The organism is Bifidobacterium aerophilum (assembly GCF_010667685.1).
In the GTDB taxonomy this organism is placed as follows: Bacteria; Actinomycetota; Actinomycetes; order Actinomycetales; family Bifidobacteriaceae; genus Bifidobacterium; species Bifidobacterium aerophilum.
This window is the reverse complement of the sequence record NZ_WHZW01000017.1, coordinates 13,399-28,848: the sequence shown is the minus strand read 5'-3', so window position 1 is coordinate 28,848 and position 15,450 is coordinate 13,399. Positions and strand designations below refer to the sequence as shown.

General features: G+C 64.7%; 11 protein-coding genes. 8 read left to right on the top strand and 3 right to left on the bottom strand.

Annotated elements, in window-relative coordinates; genetic code table 11:
• The first annotated feature begins 269 nt into the window (after positions 1 to 269).
• From GFD25_RS08590 to GFD25_RS08575, 4 genes are all read left to right on the top strand, one after another.
• Positions 270 to 455 carry a hypothetical protein gene (locus GFD25_RS08590; protein ID WP_163231888.1) on the top strand — a complete coding sequence of 62 codons (186 nt, stop codon included), beginning with the start codon at positions 270 to 272 and terminating at the stop codon, positions 453 to 455.
• A 569-nt stretch (positions 456 to 1,024) separates the two neighbouring features.
• Positions 1,025 to 3,262, top strand: a complete 2,238-nt coding sequence (locus tag GFD25_RS08585) for an RNA degradosome polyphosphate kinase (protein WP_163231886.1) — start codon at positions 1,025 to 1,027, stop codon at positions 3,260 to 3,262.
• Between the two features lie 161 nt (positions 3,263 to 3,423).
• Positions 3,424 to 4,488, top strand: coding sequence for an NUDIX hydrolase (locus GFD25_RS08580; RefSeq protein ID WP_163231949.1), 1,065 nt, complete (start codon positions 3,424 to 3,426; stop codon positions 4,486 to 4,488).
• A gap of 4 nt (positions 4,489 to 4,492) precedes the next feature.
• Positions 4,493 to 5,176 carry a hypothetical protein gene (locus GFD25_RS08575; RefSeq protein WP_163231951.1) on the top strand — a complete coding sequence of 228 codons (684 nt, stop codon included), beginning with the start codon at positions 4,493 to 4,495 and terminating at the stop codon, positions 5,174 to 5,176.
• A 377-nt stretch (positions 5,177 to 5,553) separates the two neighbouring features.
• Here the strand turns inward: GFD25_RS08575 and GFD25_RS08570 are convergent, their stop codons facing one another.
• Positions 5,554 to 6,402: a YdcF family protein gene (locus GFD25_RS08570; RefSeq protein ID WP_163231884.1), complete on the bottom strand. Its 849-nt coding sequence runs from the start codon at positions 6,400 to 6,402 to the stop codon at positions 5,554 to 5,556.
• 221 nt (positions 6,403 to 6,623) lie between these two features.
• Here GFD25_RS08570 and deoC point away from each other — a divergent pair, with 221 nt between their 5' ends.
• The 3 genes from deoC to GFD25_RS08555 all read left to right on the top strand — a co-directional run bounded on the left by deoC (position 6,624) and on the right by GFD25_RS08555 (position 10,552).
• Positions 6,624 to 7,334: a deoxyribose-phosphate aldolase gene (deoC, locus tag GFD25_RS08565; RefSeq protein ID WP_163231882.1), complete on the top strand. Its 711-nt coding sequence runs from the start codon at positions 6,624 to 6,626 to the stop codon at positions 7,332 to 7,334.
• A gap of 343 nt (positions 7,335 to 7,677) precedes the next feature.
• Positions 7,678 to 9,108, top strand: a complete 1,431-nt coding sequence (locus tag GFD25_RS08560) for an ABC transporter substrate-binding protein (RefSeq protein WP_163231880.1) — start codon at positions 7,678 to 7,680, stop codon at positions 9,106 to 9,108.
• Between the two features lie 148 nt (positions 9,109 to 9,256).
• Positions 9,257 to 10,552 (top strand): glycoside hydrolase family 125 protein, encoded by a 1,296-nt coding sequence (locus GFD25_RS08555; protein WP_163231878.1) that lies wholly within the window; start codon positions 9,257 to 9,259, stop codon positions 10,550 to 10,552.
• 183 nt (positions 10,553 to 10,735) lie between these two features.
• Here GFD25_RS08555 and GFD25_RS08550 read toward each other — a convergent pair whose 3' ends face one another.
• Entirely contained in the window at positions 10,736 to 11,749 is a 1,014-nt protein-coding gene (locus GFD25_RS08550) for an ROK family protein (protein WP_163231876.1), read from the bottom strand.
• Between the two features lie 295 nt (positions 11,750 to 12,044).
• On the opposite strand from GFD25_RS08550, the gene GFD25_RS08545 reads away from it, so the two are divergent.
• A complete protein-coding gene (locus GFD25_RS08545; RefSeq protein WP_163231874.1) occupies positions 12,045 to 12,908 on the top strand; it encodes a GntR family transcriptional regulator in 864 nt (287 codons plus the stop codon).
• A 187-nt stretch (positions 12,909 to 13,095) separates the two neighbouring features.
• Here the strand turns inward: GFD25_RS08545 and phoA are convergent, their stop codons facing one another.
• Positions 13,096 to 15,240 (bottom strand): alkaline phosphatase, encoded by a 2,145-nt coding sequence (gene phoA / locus GFD25_RS08540; protein ID WP_163231872.1) that lies wholly within the window; start codon positions 15,238 to 15,240, stop codon positions 13,096 to 13,098.
• Positions 15,241 to 15,450 lie beyond the last annotated feature (210 nt).

Here is a 15,450-nt window from a genome sequence, read left to right as displayed (position 1 = left end):
CGCCATTTTCGAAATGACGGGATTTCCCCACCATCACGACGCTTGCCACGGTAGCCCCAAATCGCCTTAAATCCGCTACCGTGGCACGCCAACGACAGGCATAGTGCCTGATAGAGCCCGCATAAGCATCGGCTCGACCGACTCCCACACCCGAGCACAATGGCCGCCGAACGACCAGACCACCAAACACACAATTTGACCTATAACCCGAATCTAAAACAACACTTTTGTTCCTATAGCCCCGAGGAGCATATGAAACGCGCCTGCGAATGGGTGTGCTACATGAAAAGCCGGAATCCGAAACCCGAATCACCGATACGTCCAGAGCATCGGAAAGCGACGAGGCCGGCCGCGCCGTCAGGCAACGACGCGACAATACGGGCGAGCCCGAATACGGCAACAGCATCGACCGGAACGACTTCCACACCCACGTCGAATGGGACCAAACCAACTAGAAACCGGAGTCTAAAACACCACGTTTAGTTCCTATAACCCAACCCCTAATACCCCAAACGACCTCCGAACAAACGAAAAGACCCGCCGAAGCGGGTCTTTTCTCCAAAGCAGCCGGAGCAGAATCTCTGCACAACATCATCGTCGTAACGGTAAGTCTTTCCAATGCCCGTTCAACGTAACAGTCTTTCGTGACCATACACTCATTGTGGGCTCTGCTCTATTCGGTTGTTTTGGTACTTCCATAATCTAGTTGCACCTCCCGCGACCCGCAACTTGGCCCATACCCATGTGAGATTTTTTGCGTAACTGTGCGTTCGATCACGCGTCGCACGCCGTCGTGCGCGGTCACGTTCGAATCGAACGGGATACATGTGAGATCCTGTGCGTTTCGGCCGCCCGCACGGCGTGTCGCTCCGCGCACGATGCACCCGCGCCCCACCCACGCCACACGCACACCGCACCAGCGCCACGCCCCCGCCCGCCCCGCTCCCCGCCGAACGTGAACTGCCGTTGAATTATGAGACATGTTCTCGCGTTGCGCACATTCCACCGCATAAAGTAGTGCAGTATGGCACAGATATTTGACGCACCCTCAAAGGCGATTCTCCGCAGCCAGATCGCGGAACACATCGCCGAAACGGACAAAAACGATCGCCGTGAGACGCGTCCCGACGAGCAGCCGTTGCCGCCGGATCGCTTCTTCGACCGCGAGCTGAGCTGGCTCAAGTTCAACAAGCGCGTCCTCGAGCTGGCCGAAGACGAGGACCAGCCGATCCTCGAACGCGCCAACTTCGCCGCGATCTTCGCCTCCAACCTCGACGAGTTCTTCATGGTCCGCGTCGCCGGCCTCAAGCGCCGCATCAACTCGGGCATCGCCGTCCCGTCGGCAAGCGGCCTGAGCCCGCGCCAGCAGCTGCGCGCGATCAGCGACCAGGCGCACCGTCTGCAGGACGAGCACGCGCACTACGCGATCGACCACATCCTGCCCGCCCTCGCCAAGGAGCGCATCGTCCTGCTGAGCTGGGACAAGCTCACCGCGGCCGAGCAGGAGCGCCTGTCGCGCTACTACCGCCAGCAGGTCTTCCCGGTCCTCACGCCGCTCGCGGTGGACCCGGCCCACCCGTTCCCGTACATCTCCGGCAATTCGATCAACCTCGCGGTGCTCGTCGAGAACCCGACCTCCGGCAAGTCGCACTTCGCCCGCGTCAAGATCCCGGGCAACCTGAACCGTCTGGTCCCCGTCGACGACATGACCGAGGACGATTCCGGCGACGTCCGCTACGGCTTCATCACGATGGAGAACCTCATCATCGCCCATCTGGAATCCCTGTTCCCGGGCATGATCATCAAGGAGGCGCGCTCGTTCCGCGTCACCCGCAACGAGGACATCGACGTCGAGGAAGACGACGCCGAGAACCTGCTCAACGCGATGGAGAAGGAGCTGCTGCGCCGCCGCTTCGGACCGCCGATCCGTCTCGAGATCTCCGACGCGACCAGCCCGTTCCTCTCCCAGCTGCTCGCCGACCAGCTCGGCGTGAGCGCGGACGAGGTCTATCGCCTGCCCGCGCCGCTCGACATGAAGCTGCTGTTCGAGCTGCAGAGCCTGGATCGTCCGGATCTCAAGTACTCGCCGTTCATCCCGACCACGAACCGTCAGATCGCCGAGGTCGAGTCGAGCCGTGCGCAGGACATCTTCGCCGCCATCCGCGAGCGCGACATCCTGCTGCACCACCCGTACGACTCGTTTTCGACGTCTGTTCAGGCCTTTCTGGCACAGGCTGCTGCGGATCCTAAGGTTCTAGCCATCAAGCAGACGCTGTACCGCACGAGCTCGAACTCGCCGATCATCGACGCGCTGGTCGACGCCGCGCACGCCGGCAAGCAGGTGCTGGCGCTGGTCGAGATCAAGGCCCGTTTCGACGAGGACGCGAACATCATGTGGGCGCGCAAGCTCGAACGCGCCGGCGTGCACGTCGTCTACGGCATCGTCGGCCTGAAGACGCACTGCAAGCTGAGCCTTGTCGTGCGCCAGGAGCAGGACGGCCTCAAGCGTTACTGCCACGTCGGCACGGGCAACTACAACCCGAAGACCGCGCGTCTGTACACCGATCTGGGCCTGCTGACCTGCGATCCGGTCGTCGGCCAGGATCTGACCCGCCTGTTCAACCAGCTGTCCGGATACGCGCCGAAGTCCAGCTTCCACCGTCTGCTGGTCGCGCCGCGCACGATCCGCTCCGGCCTGATCCAGCGCATCCGCCGCGAGGAGGACGCCGCCCGCGCCGGCAAGGAGGCGTGGATCAAGATCAAGGTCAACTCGATCGTCGACGAGAAGACCATCGACGCCCTGTATCGAGCCAGCCAGGCCGGCGTGAAGATCGACATCGTCGAACGCGGCATCTGCTCGCTCAAGCCCGGCGTTCCGGGACTGTCCGACAATATCCGCGTGCGTTCGATCCTTGGCCGCTTCCTCGAGCACAGCCGCATCTACGCGTTCGCCAACTCGGACGGCCCGCAGATCGGCGAGGGCCCGATGTCCGGCCCGGAGGTGTGGATCGGTTCGGCCGATCTGATGCACCGCAACCTCGACCGCCGCGTCGAGGCGCTGGTGCGCATCACAGCGCCCGAGCAGGTGGACGAGCTGATCAAGTACGTCGACATGCAGATGTCCGATACGGTCGCCTCCTGGCACATGCAGCCGGACGGCACGTATCTGCACGTCTCCCACGCCGACGACGGCAGCCTGCTGACCGACAGCCAGGAGTTGCTGATCAAGAAGCACACGCGTCGCCCGCGCACGAACAACTGATCGTCTGCCGATGACCGTCAGCTGACGTGCTAGGATTGTTCACGCTAACAATTCGATGAAGTCCGATGGCCGATCCCGAGATGGGGTCGGCCATCGTCGTTTCGGGGGCGACTACGTAGCGGTTCCCGTCGCGACCGCCATACAATGGGAGGATGGGCAAGATGAGACGTATCGTGGAAGCGGCCGGGGGCATCCTCTACCGCATCGCCCCCGAGGAGGCGCAGTCCGATCCGCATACGGACGCCGCCGACGACCTGCTCGACCGCATCGAGGTCTGCATCGTCCATCGTCCGAAATACGACGACTGGAGCTGGCCGAAGGGCAAGCTCGAGCTCAACGAGTCCCACCGTCACGCCGCAGTGCGCGAGATGAGCGAGGAGACCGGCGTTTCGGTCGAGCTCGGCCCGTATCTGGGCGAGATCGAATACCCACTGGCCGAGGAAGGCAGCAAAACCCGCCGTTCCAAGGACCGCACGGTCGACACGAAGCACATCCTGTACTGGATGGCCACGCCGATCGACGCCGTCGAGGCCGAACAGCTCATCGACGCGTTCGGTCCGGTGCATCGCGCCGATATCGGCGAGATCGACGACATCATCTGGGTGACGGTCACCGAGGCGCGCAAGATCCTCTCCCATTCGACCGACAAGGACGTGCTCGCGCTGTTCGTGGACCGCCTGCAGGAGGGCGCGGCCGACGCGCAGAACGTCATCATCGTGCGCCACGCGAAGGCCGAGGCGCGCAAGACGTGGAACGGAACGGACGAAAACCGTCCGATCACGCCGCGCGGGGCCGCCGCCGCGTACGCGCTCAACCGCGAGCTCGCCTGCTACAACCCGACCAGGCTCGCCACGTCGCCGTGGATGCGCTGCCAGGAGACGCTGCACGTGTTCTCGTGGCAGACGAACCGTCCGATGACGCATCTCGACGCGCTCACCGAGGACGCGTTCGCCGAAAACCCGAACCGTGCGTGGGACTGCTTCCTTGAGGAGATCGATTATGCGCTGGAGCACCGCGAGACGGTGGCCGTCTGCATGCACCGCCCGGTGATCGGCGGCATCTTCGATCATCTGCGCGAGTTGTGCGCCTCGAAGTCGCTCACCAAACGGCTGATTGCGAAATCGCCGTACATGCCGACCGGCACTGCGGTATCGTTGTTCGTCGTCTCCTCGCCCGAGGGGCCGCGCATCATCGATATTCAGAAGGTTTCGCCACTTGTCTACTAACGCCCTGCATCACGGTTCCGGTTCGGTCGTCGCGAGCCGCACCGCCTTTACGCCCACCGGTTCGCCGCGCCCGAACAGGCCCGGACAGCTCGACCCGGCGATCGTCGACGGCATCGCGGGCGGCGCCGATCCCAGCGTGATCAGCGAGATCAGCCACGCGTCGGCCGCCGCACTGCTGGATCGTGTGCATCATACGGCCGACCCCGAGGTCGTGACACGCGTGCTGACGCTGGTCGACCGCGAAGGCGTGGACGTGATCGCCGAACTGTGGAGCCATGCGGAACCGGACTCGCTGCCGGGAATCCTGTGGCGGCTGTATCTGCTGCGTTCGTGGATGCGCGCACATGACGCGTCGATCGCGCGGCTGTGGCGGATCGGGGAGCCGGTCGCGACGGCGGCGTCGGCAATCGCCGGCGTGGACGATGCGCCGACCGAGGCAGACATCGAGCGGACGGCCGATTCGATTCTGGCCGGCGCGTTCACCGGGGATTTCGCCGTGGCGTTGGACCGCGCGGCGGCGTTCGTGGACGTAGTGGTGCTGGGACTGCGCGTCGAGGCGAAGCATCTGAGCGCTTCCGAGAAGCGCGACAAGGCCGCGCGGATCCTGCACACCGCCGGCAACCTGCAGGTCACTGCTCACGATTTCCGGCACGGCGCGAATCTGTGGCGCCGCGGCAAGCTGGAGTAGTTCTCCAGGGGTGCGCATCTTTCCTCAAACCCTGAGGCAGATTCTGTACCGTTCAAAGGTCTTTCTCCAAACTGTGAGGCGGTCGTCATCCGTACCGGAGCCGCAGTGGACAATTTCGGGGGTGTAATCATGCGATACGGCTCCGCCACCTGCCTCAGGATTTGGAGAAAGACCGTTGCCGCGCCGGAAATCTGCCTCAAAGTCTGCGAAATCCACAGCCTCAACGCGGACCAGCAAAACGAATCAACACACCGGCACCGCGGAAGCGGCCCACCCGCTATACTGAGTATTCGCGTCGGGCCGTGCATAGCCCCGGGCTCCATTTTTTGCCGCTGCGAGCGGCCTTTGCGCCGACAGGCGCTTTCACGGTTCGGCGCTTATTCTTTGCTCGCGAAGGCCGGGTTGGCCGCGCGTCCAGCCGTTCCGAACACCGTGCACAGTCGCGCGTGCGCGGCCAGCACGGTATCGGGCACGTCCACATGGGTGATGTATCCACGCCCGGCCGGCCCGTACCCGTTCGCATCGTCGCGCAGTCTCGGGATCTCGCCCATCAGCAGGTTGACGTACCGTTCCATGCGCCACATGCCCGTCTGCGGGTTGTCGTATTCCATCATTCCGCAAACGGCGGCGCCTCCCACCCCGGTGACAGTCGCCGCGCCGTCACCGGCCGTGACCCGCACCCGTGTGCGGTACGCCGCGTAGTTCACCACGGTCGTCTTCGGCGCGTACTTGGACAGCCCGGCGGACATACGCCGCTGCATCGAGGCGTCCTGCACGAGGATCGCGCTGCCGCATGGCACGCCCGCGCCACACAGCACGTCGAGCATGTTGGTGATGTTGTTGCCGCAGTTGGTCGACTCGCGTTCGAGCAGGTCGGGCCGCAGCCCGTACCGCGCGGCCAAGTAGTCGGCGAAGATGTCCGCTTCGCACCGTCCGTCGACGTCGATGTCCGGATGCAGGCCATGCATCATGTCGCGCAGGGTCTGTGTGGTGTGCCCGGCCCCGCCGACGATCATGTATCGCCGCGCGACGCCGGCCCGCATGCCTTCGGCCAGCACGTCGCCGCCCGCGACGATGCTTCCGCCGAACAGCACCATCACGTCGGCCCGTTCAATGCCGAACGCCGCGCGCAATGAGTCCCGGTCCGGCCGTGCGATGTCGCGCGGACCGCAGAAATCGGCCAGAACATTGATATCCCGCGCGATATCGGCATATCCATATGTCATTGTCAGCGTCCTTTCCATCAGCCGAAATCCGCCGCATGCCGCGTCATTCCTTGCGACACGCCGTCCGGACCCGCCCGATTGACAATATCAAACCTCACGTTCATACTAAATGTATCATACAAATTAAACAAATAAATCAATCCCTCGGGATGTACGGCAACGGCAAAACCACCACAACCGCAACATCACGCACCGATTGAGCAAGAAAGGAAACGATCACCATGAAGCCCACCAAGCCGGCCGCCGAAATGTCCCAGCGCGAACTCGCCGCCTACATCGACTACTCCGTCCTCAAGCCGGAGTTCACCGAACAGCAGATCATCGACCTGACCAAGGACGGCGTCGAACTCGGCTGTGCGACCATCTGCATCAACCCCGGCTACATGGACCTGTGCGAGCCGTACGTCAAGGGCAGCGACACCATGCTGTGCCCGGTCACCGACTTCCCGTTCGGCACCAGCTCCACCGAATCCAAGGTCGCACAGATCGAACAGGTCGCCAAGTACGATTCCGTTCGCGAGGTGGACATCGTCGCCAACTTCGGCTGGCTGCGCGGCGGCCAGTACGACAAGGTGACCGCCGACCTCGAAGCCTGCGCCAAGGCCGCGCACAAGTACGGCCGCCAGATCAAGGCCATCCTGGAGACCGACGCCCTCAACGAGGAGCAGATCCGCCAGGGCTGCGAGTGCATCGTCAACGCCGGCATCGACTTCGCCAAGACCAGCACCGGCTTCCTCACCGGCTACGAGGCGCACGGCGCCACCCCGGAGGTCATCGCGATCATGATGGACCAGATCAAGGGCCGCGTCAAGATCAAGGGCTCCGGCTGCATCCGCACCCGCGAGCACTTCCTCAAGCTCATCGACATGGGCATCGACCGCATGGGCGTCGGCTACCGCTCCGTCCCGGTCGTGCTCGACCTCAAGCGCTGAGCCGTCGGCGGCGTCCCCACACCGCACAGCGAATGCGTGGGAATGATGCCGCCGCCGGGTTTGGACGGCTCTCCGCCCGGCGCGACGGCATCATTCCCACGCATCGACGGCATCATCCTTCGGCTGCTGCTAGACGCCGACTCGTCCGGCAGCAGCCGTTTTCCCTACCTCCCCACCCACCTTCCGCATCAGGCCGGATCGCGCGCCACCGCTACCACACGCACGACCCGGCCTGTCGCATACCGACACCGCAGCATTGCCGCGTCCGGCAAGCATCCACCGGCGCATCGCGCCCCAGCATCCAGCGCGCAACTCCCACCGCCATCGATTCAAGGAGGAACCCATGGCACGAATCATCCCGTCCCGGCGCACGTTCCAGTACATCCCGTCCGAGCGCACGGCCCGGCGCACCAAGGCCACCGTCCGAGCCGCATTCGCCGCGACCACTGCATCCCTACTGCTCGTCGCCCCGCTCGCCGCCTGCGGCTCGGGCACCGCCGCGAACTCGGCCAACGGCCAGGTCTATTTCCTCAACAGCAAATCGGAGAACATCACGGAATTCCAGGAGCTCGCCGAAGCGTTCACCGACGAGACCGGCATCCCCGTCACCGTCTCCACCGGTGGCGCGGTCAGCTACGATACGGCGTTGCCGTCCGAACTCGCCAAATCGAACCCGCCGACCATGTTTAGCGTCGTCGGCTACGCGACCTACTTCAAGGTCAAGGACTATCTCGCCCCGCTGCAGGACACCGAACTGTACGGCCTGCTGACCGAAGACGGCAAGAGCGCGGCCATGGGCGACGGAGACAACGTGTATTCGATACCGTACGTCACCGAATACAACGGCATCCTGTACAACAAGAAGATCATCGCCGACTACTGCGCCAAGGATTACGCCGTGATCGGCTCGGCCGACGACATCACCGATTTCGACACGTTGAAATCCGTGGTCGAAAGCATTCAGCAGCACAAGGACGACCTCGGACTCGACGGAGCCTGGACCACGCCGAATCTCGACTCGTCCGGCTCGTACCGGTACGGCGATCACATGGCGCGACTGCCGATCTCCGCCGAACTGCGCGACGACAACATCACGTTCAAGCCGGAAATCACCGGCAAGTACGTGGCGCAGTTCAAGGAGATGTTCGACCTGCAGGCGAACAACAATCCCGAAAGCAAGATGATGATCAGCTCGTTCCCGCTCGACGATTCGACCTCGCAGTTCGCGCTCGGCAGGGTCGCGTTCTACAACAACGGCACCTGGATCTACTCGCAGCTCAAGGACAACGAGATCGCGCCGGGCGACATCGGCGTGCTGCCGTACTGGATCGGCGTGCCCGGCGAGGAGGACTACGGCGCGATGGCCGTGTACGACGCGCAGTGGGGTCTGAACAAGAACGCGAGCGAAAAGGACCGGCAGGCCGCGCTCAAGTTCATGAAGTGGATGATCTCCTCCGACAAGGGCAAGGAGGTCATATCCAAGGAGATGGACTATTCCGCGCCGTTCACCACGTTCGGCGCCGACGACCAGCCCACCAACGAAGTGGCCATCGGCGCCGAGGCCCTCGCCAAGCAGGGCAAGAAGTACATCTACAACGTCGGCCTGCCCAACCAGCAGTTCAAGGACAACATCGTCAACGCACTCGTCGAATACGTGCAGGGCACCGGCGACTGGAGCGGCGTCGAATCCGCGTTCGTCGACGGTTGGAAGACCGAATGGGGACACGTCAAGGAGACGCAGGGCATGCTGCCCGACGCGAAACCGCTCGAATAACGTTCGTCCGCCTTCGAATCGGCGGAACCTGACCGCACGGACCGGGTCCGCCGATTCGCATCCCGCACAATCCATCCGCCGTCGGGGCATGAGTCCCGACGGCATCATCATGACCATCGAATCATCACGACCATCGAAAGGACAACCCATGCCATACGCCGCAATCCCCGAATCCGTCCAGGACTTCATCAACCGCATCACGAAACTGTGCGGCGCCGAGCACGCCGACTGGTCGCGCGTGTTCGCCAACACGTTCGCGGATACGCTGCTCACCACCGTCGACCGGCTTGAGGACGGCACCACGTACGTCATCACCGGCGATATCCCGGCGATGTGGCTGCGTGATTCGACCGCGCAGGTCCGCCCGTACCTGCCGCTCGCCGCCGACGATCCCGAACTCGCCGACATGATCGCCGGACTGGTCAAGCGCCAGTTCATGTACATCACCATCGACCCGTACGCGAACGCGTTCAACCGGCATGCGACCGGCACGAACTGGCCGGACGACATCACCGAGGAGCAGAGCCCGTGGGTCTGGGAACGCAAGTACGAGCTGGATTCGCTGTGCTATCCGGTGCAGCTCGCGTGGCTGCTGTACCGCAATACCGGCCGCACCGACCAGTTCGACGCCACGTTCGTCGCCGGCGTCAAGCGCGTGCTGCAGGTCATCGAAACCGAACAGGATCACCGCAACCGTTCGCCGTACACGTTCCAGCGGCTCGATGCTCGGGATATCGACACGCTGCCCGACGGCGGCAAGGGCACGCCCGTCGCGGCCGACGGCATGACGTGGTCCGGGTTCCGCCCGGCCGACGACGCCTGCACGTACGGCTATCTCGTGCCCGCGAACATGTTCGCGGTGGTGATCCTCAGTTACGTCGAACGCATCTTCTCCAAGATCCTCGACGATCCGGCCATCGTGCGCCGCGCGCGCAGGATCGGCGACGAGATCCGTTGCGCGATCGAGAAGGACGCGATCACGACGAACCGCGACGGCGAGGAGATCTACGCGTACGAGACCGACGGCATGGGCCACTTCAACGTGATGGACGACGCGAACGTGCCCAGCCTGCTGTCCGCGGCCTATCTCGGCTACGCGTCCACCAGCACGCCGCGGTATGCGGCTACCCGGCGCACGGTGCTCAGCGACGAGAACCCGTATTACTACACGGGCCGGTTCGCGTCCGGCATCGGTTCGCCGCACACGCCGGAAGGATACGTATGGCCGATCGCGATGGCGTTGGAGGGCCTGACCAGCGACGACGCGGACGTCAAGCGCCGCATTCTCGACGATCTGGTTGCGATCGACGACGGAACGGACCTCATGCACGAAGGCGTCGACGTCGACGATCCGTCGCGGTACACGCGCCCGTGGTTCTCCTGGGCGAACATGATGTTCTGCGAGCTCGTGATGGACTACTACGGCATCCGCGTCAAGCGCTGAAGAGAACGGCCGCAGCCCCTGCGGGGATTGATATTCCTGCGGGGTTACGGCCGTTTTTCGATGCGCACGCATCTGCACGCATCACGCAAAGGCCGTAACCTGACGGGAACGTCTCGCTCCCGCCGGGTTACGGCCGTTTCGATGCGTGCGTCCGGGCAACGGAACGCCACGGCTCGGACGGACTCAGCCGGCCGTCACCTGACGCGAAAGGTTCGCGGCCCCGATCAGGCCGGCGTCCTGCCCGGCTTCGGCGGCCACGATCCGCGCGTGCGGACGGTGCGCGCCCGCCTCCAGGAAGCGGTCGAAGTTGCGGCGCGCCGGGCCAAGCAGGACATCCCCCACTTCGACCACGCCTCCGCCGATCACGTACAGTTCGGGGTCGAGCACCGCGCTGGCCTGCGCCATCACGCGTCCGAGCCATTCGCCGATCTTGTCGAATGCGTATTGCGCCAGCGAGTCGCCCTCCTTCACCGCCTGGGCGATCATCGCGCCGCGCAGGTGGTCGACGTTCCCGCCGCACAGTTCCATGAGCCGTCCGGCACGGTCCGGATAGCGCCGCACGGCGGATCGCGCGAACCGTTCGAGCGCGTTGCCGGAAATGTAGCGTTCCGCGCAGCCGCGCAGGCCGCATCCGCAGAAATCCCCGTCCGGGACCATCGCGACGTGCCCGAGTTCGCCGGCCATGCCGAACGCGCCCCGGTACAGTTTTCCGTCGGCGATGATCGCGCCGCCCAGACCGGTGCCTACGGTGAGCAGCACCATGTATGCGCTGCCACGGCCGGCACCGTGCACGTATTCGCCCCATCCGGCGCAGTTGGCGTCGTTTTCGACCATCACCGGGCATTCGTGGCCGATCGCCGCTTCGACGGTGTCAGCCAGCGGATAGTCGTGCCATGCGGCGATGTTGGGCGCGAAGCTCATGGTACGGCGGTCGGAGGTGACGTTGCCGCAGGCCGAGATGCCGATCGAGCCGATGCCGGACCGATCGGCCGAATCGGCCGTTCCGCCGGATGCCCCGACCGTTCCGCCGGATTCGCACAGGCCCTTCGCTTCGCGGTAGATGCCGGCGATGGCCGCGTCGATGTCCGCGGGATCGTGCGGCGTGGGTATGCGCCAGCGGTGGATGATGCGGTCCTCGTCGTCGCACAATCCTGCGGCGATTTTCGTGCCGCCCACGTCGAATGCCAGTGCGTGCATGATGGCTGCTCCTTTGCATGGTTGCCGTGATGTCACGAAACGGAATGGGCCGGCACATGTTCGCCGACGTCTTCATGCCGCTCCGTTATTTGTATGATATGATTATAACTATTGATGCAAATAAAACAACTCGACCACGCCGGCGTCACGCATCGCTACACTGGAGGACGACGCGTAGTTGTATGGGTCGTTTCGTACCTATGGAAGGTGCGGAAGGAATGGGACATCGCGAGCACGCCGCCGGCATGGCCCGAACTGGGCGCGCCGTATGGGCGACCGCACGGAAAGGGGCGACATGGAACCGAACGAGATCGTGGAACGTCTGCAATTGTCGATGGACGCCGCGCTGCCGCTGTACGAACAGATGACGTCGGCGCTGCGCCAGCAGATCCGCTCCGGCGCGCTCGCGCCGGGAGACAAGCTGCCCACCGAAAACGCGCTGGTCGACGCGTTGCACGTCAGCCGCACCACCGTGCGGCAGGCGATGGACCAGCTGGTCGACGAAGGCCTGGTGATCCGCCATCGCGGACGCGGATCGTTCGTCGCCAGTCCGAAAATGAAGCGCACGATCGGCGGCCTGTACAACTTCACCGAGAACATGCGCGAGCTGGGAGCCGAGCCGAGCTCGGTCGTGCTGGTCAACGAAGTCGTCGATCTCGACGCGGAAGCGGACGCGAGCTCGGGCGCCGCCGGCAACGTTCCCTCCCCCGCTCCGGCCGTCATTCGCGAGCGCCTGCGGCTGCCGGCCAGCCAGCGGCAGGTCTTCCATTTGAAGCGCCTGCGCTGCGCCGACGGCAATCCTGTGCTGCTGGAGGACACGTACATCCCGTATTACCTGTGCGCCGGGGTCGAGCAGGGCGATTTCGCGCATGATTCGCTGTACCAGGCACTGTCCACGCGCTACGCGCTGAACCTGTACCATGCGACGGAAACGATCGCGGCCATCGCGATCGACAAGGCGGAGGCGCAGCTGCTGGAATGCGCGCCGAAGACGCCGGGATACCGGATCACGCGCGTCTCGAACCTCGACAGCGGGCTCATCTACGAGTTCACGTCGTCGGTCACGAACGCCGAGAAGTGCGAGTTCCAGCTGGAACTGTACAGCAACACGGCCAAGGCGAGGAAGCCGATGGCGTTCCAGCGGCACGTGAGCCTGTAGCCGCACCGACGGGCACCACCACATCAGCGACGCCGCATCGGCACCACCGCCGCAACGCCGACGCCACACCATCACAATACGAAAAAACGAAGATTCCCGGGATGGTCACGGCACCATCCCGGGAATCTTCGTTTGTCAGGCTGTCGGTACGTCAGCGGCGGAACCGCCACCGCCGGACCGACGATGGTCAGCGGCGGGCGAACTTGACGCACAGCGCGCCGGCGCCGAGCGCCAGCACCAGCAGCGCCACGCCGAGCACGGCGGAACCGGTCTGGCCAAGCGGCGCTGCCGGCTTCTTCACCTCGCCCTGGGCCACGGTCTGGTCGCCCTTGCCGGGCTTGCCCGGGGTCTTGTCCGAGGTGCCCTTGGCGCCCGCGAAGTCGACGTTCACGGCCTTGCCGGACTGGCGGCCGGTGACGGTCAGCGTGTAGTTCGCGCCTTCGGCCGGGGTGAAGTCGGCCGGCAGGTCGATCGTGGTGGTCTGCGTGGTGGCGACGCGCACGCCGGAAACCGGGGTAGCGGAGTTGGACTCGGCCACGGTCTTGCCGGAGGCCTTGTCGGTCAGCGTGTAGGAGAGCACCGCGTCACCGTTGAAGCCGTTGGCTTCGGCGTAGTACTTGCCGTCGTCGGCCTTCTTGACCTCGACCTTGGCGCCGTCGGAAAGACGGTTCTGGGCGTCGGTGTCGGTCGCGAGGCCGAGCGCGTTGGCGATGGTGTAGAAGTTGTCGGTCTGGTCGGTCAGGCCGTCAACGCGGGAGGCGCCCGGGCCGGAGGCCGCGATGCGCAGCTGCGTGCCGGTGTGGCTCATGTTGCCCTGCGCGCCGGCGAACTTCTCGGCGGTGTTGGCGTCGCCGTTGTCGCCCTGCTTGTACTCGTCGCCGTCGATCGGGTCGCCGTTGGCGTCCTGGTAGACCGGGGCGTCGGAGGTGCCGTAGGAGATGACGGTCTTGGAGCCGTCACGGTTCTTGAGCACGGTGCTCAGCGCGTAGTACGGCTGGGCTTCGACGATCTGCGAGGTGTGCGCATGGTCGGCGGTCACGATGACGAGCGTGTTGTTCAGGTCGACCTTGGCGAGCGCGGCGGAAATGGCCTTGTCGAGGTCGTCGGTCTCGCCGATCTGGCCGCAGGCGTTGGCGTTGTGGTCCTGCTTGTCGATGGACGCGCCTTCGACCTGCAGGAAGTAGCCGTTCTTGGCGCCGTTCGGGTTGGCGGACAGCAGGTCGATGGCCTTGGTGGTGAAGTCGGCGAGCGAGGCGCCCCGCTTGCCGAGCCAGTTGTCGTTCGGGCTGCACACGGTCGGGTTCGCGTCCTTGTCCGCGCTGTACTTGGAGGCGACGGACGGGTTGTACTGGGTCGGCAGGTTGCCGTCGCCGAGCAGGGCGAGCACCGGCTTGTCCTGGTTGGCTTCGCTCAGGGCCTTGAAGCCGTCGATGTCACCGGACTTGACGGTCTGGAAGCCGCGGGCGGCCGCGTCGTCCCACAGGGTCTTGCCGTTCTGGTCGAGCTGGTTGAAGTACTTGGAGCCGCCGCCGATGGTCACGTCGGCGCGGGTGTCGAGCAGCTGCTCGGAGATGGAGCCGATGCCTCCGTTGGCCTTGAGCTGGTCGGCGAGGCAGCTGCCGATGCCGGCGAGCTTGGCGTCCTCGAGGTCGACCTTGCCGTCGCCGTTCTTGTCGGAGCCGTCCCACTTGCCCTGCGGGCCGTAGCAGGCGCGCTCGGTGGAGTGCGATTCGAGGACGGCCGGGGTGGCGTCCTGGATTTCGGCGGTGGTCACGTTGCCGGTGGCCTTGCCGGCGGCCTTGGCGAGCTCGATGAGGTTGAGCTGCGGGTTGCCCTTGACGTCGACGTCGACCGCGTTGTTGTAGGTCTTGGTGCCGGTCGCCCAGCCGGAGCCGGAGGCGGAGGAGTCGGTGACGGGGGTGATCACGCCGGCGGTCTTGTTGCCGGTGAGTTGGCCGTTCTTGTCCTTGGCCATCAGGGAGTCGCCGGAGTTGTTGCCCAGCGAGAAGGTGGTGTACTGGCCGACGCCGGTTTCGGGGGCCGAACCGGCCTGACCGATCTTGTCGAGGCCGTCGAACGTGCCGTTGACGCCGTGCAGGTAGTTGCGGGCGACGGTGATTTCGGAGTCGCCCATGCCATCGCCGATGAACAGGATGACGTTAGTGGCCTTGGTGTTGCCGTACACGCCGGCGATGCGCTGCGCGCCGCCGTGCCGGGACAGCTCTTCGACGCCCTTGCCTTCGGTCGCGAACGCCGGCGCGGTCAGTGCGCCGAGCGCGGCCACGGAAGTCAGCGCGGCGATCGCGCCCTTGAGGACCTTCTTGGTATCCATTGTTTCTTCTTCCATTCATGGCGCGACGCCCGCGTTCTCGCTACGCACCGCGCTCCCCTGGACCTTCCCCCGAAATCGAACATGCCCCATCCGGTTCCGTTGGAGAACCCCCATACCGGTAGTTCCACGCTCGACGCTAGCCCCGCAATCCAACGCCGCGTCGACGACGAAACGAACCCCAGCTGAACTCGCGATGTCGTTTTGTCGCCG

Bases quoted from the DNA above. Each gene is read 5' to 3' on its own strand.
- GFD25_RS08590 (WP_163231888.1), top strand. From the start codon at position 270: ATGGGTGTGCTACATGAAAAGCCGGAATCCGAAACCCGAATCACCGAT.
- GFD25_RS08585 (WP_163231886.1), top strand. From the start codon at position 1,025: ATGGCACAGATATTTGACGCACCCTCAAAGGCGATTCTCCGCAGCCAG.
- GFD25_RS08580 (WP_163231949.1), top strand. From the start codon at position 3,424: ATGAGACGTATCGTGGAAGCGGCCGGGGGCATCCTCTACCGCATCGCC.
- GFD25_RS08570 (WP_163231884.1), bottom strand. From the start codon at position 6,402: ATGACATATGGATATGCCGATATCGCGCGGGATATCAATGTTCTGGCC.
- deoC (WP_163231882.1), top strand. From the start codon at position 6,624: ATGAAGCCCACCAAGCCGGCCGCCGAAATGTCCCAGCGCGAACTCGCC.
- GFD25_RS08560 (WP_163231880.1), top strand. From the start codon at position 7,678: ATGGCACGAATCATCCCGTCCCGGCGCACGTTCCAGTACATCCCGTCC.
- GFD25_RS08555 (WP_163231878.1), top strand. From the start codon at position 9,257: ATGCCATACGCCGCAATCCCCGAATCCGTCCAGGACTTCATCAACCGC.
- GFD25_RS08550 (WP_163231876.1), bottom strand. From the start codon at position 11,749: ATGCACGCACTGGCATTCGACGTGGGCGGCACGAAAATCGCCGCAGGA.
- GFD25_RS08545 (WP_163231874.1), top strand. From the start codon at position 12,045: ATGGAACCGAACGAGATCGTGGAACGTCTGCAATTGTCGATGGACGCC.
- phoA (WP_163231872.1), bottom strand. From the start codon at position 15,240: ATGGATACCAAGAAGGTCCTCAAGGGCGCGATCGCCGCGCTGACTTCC.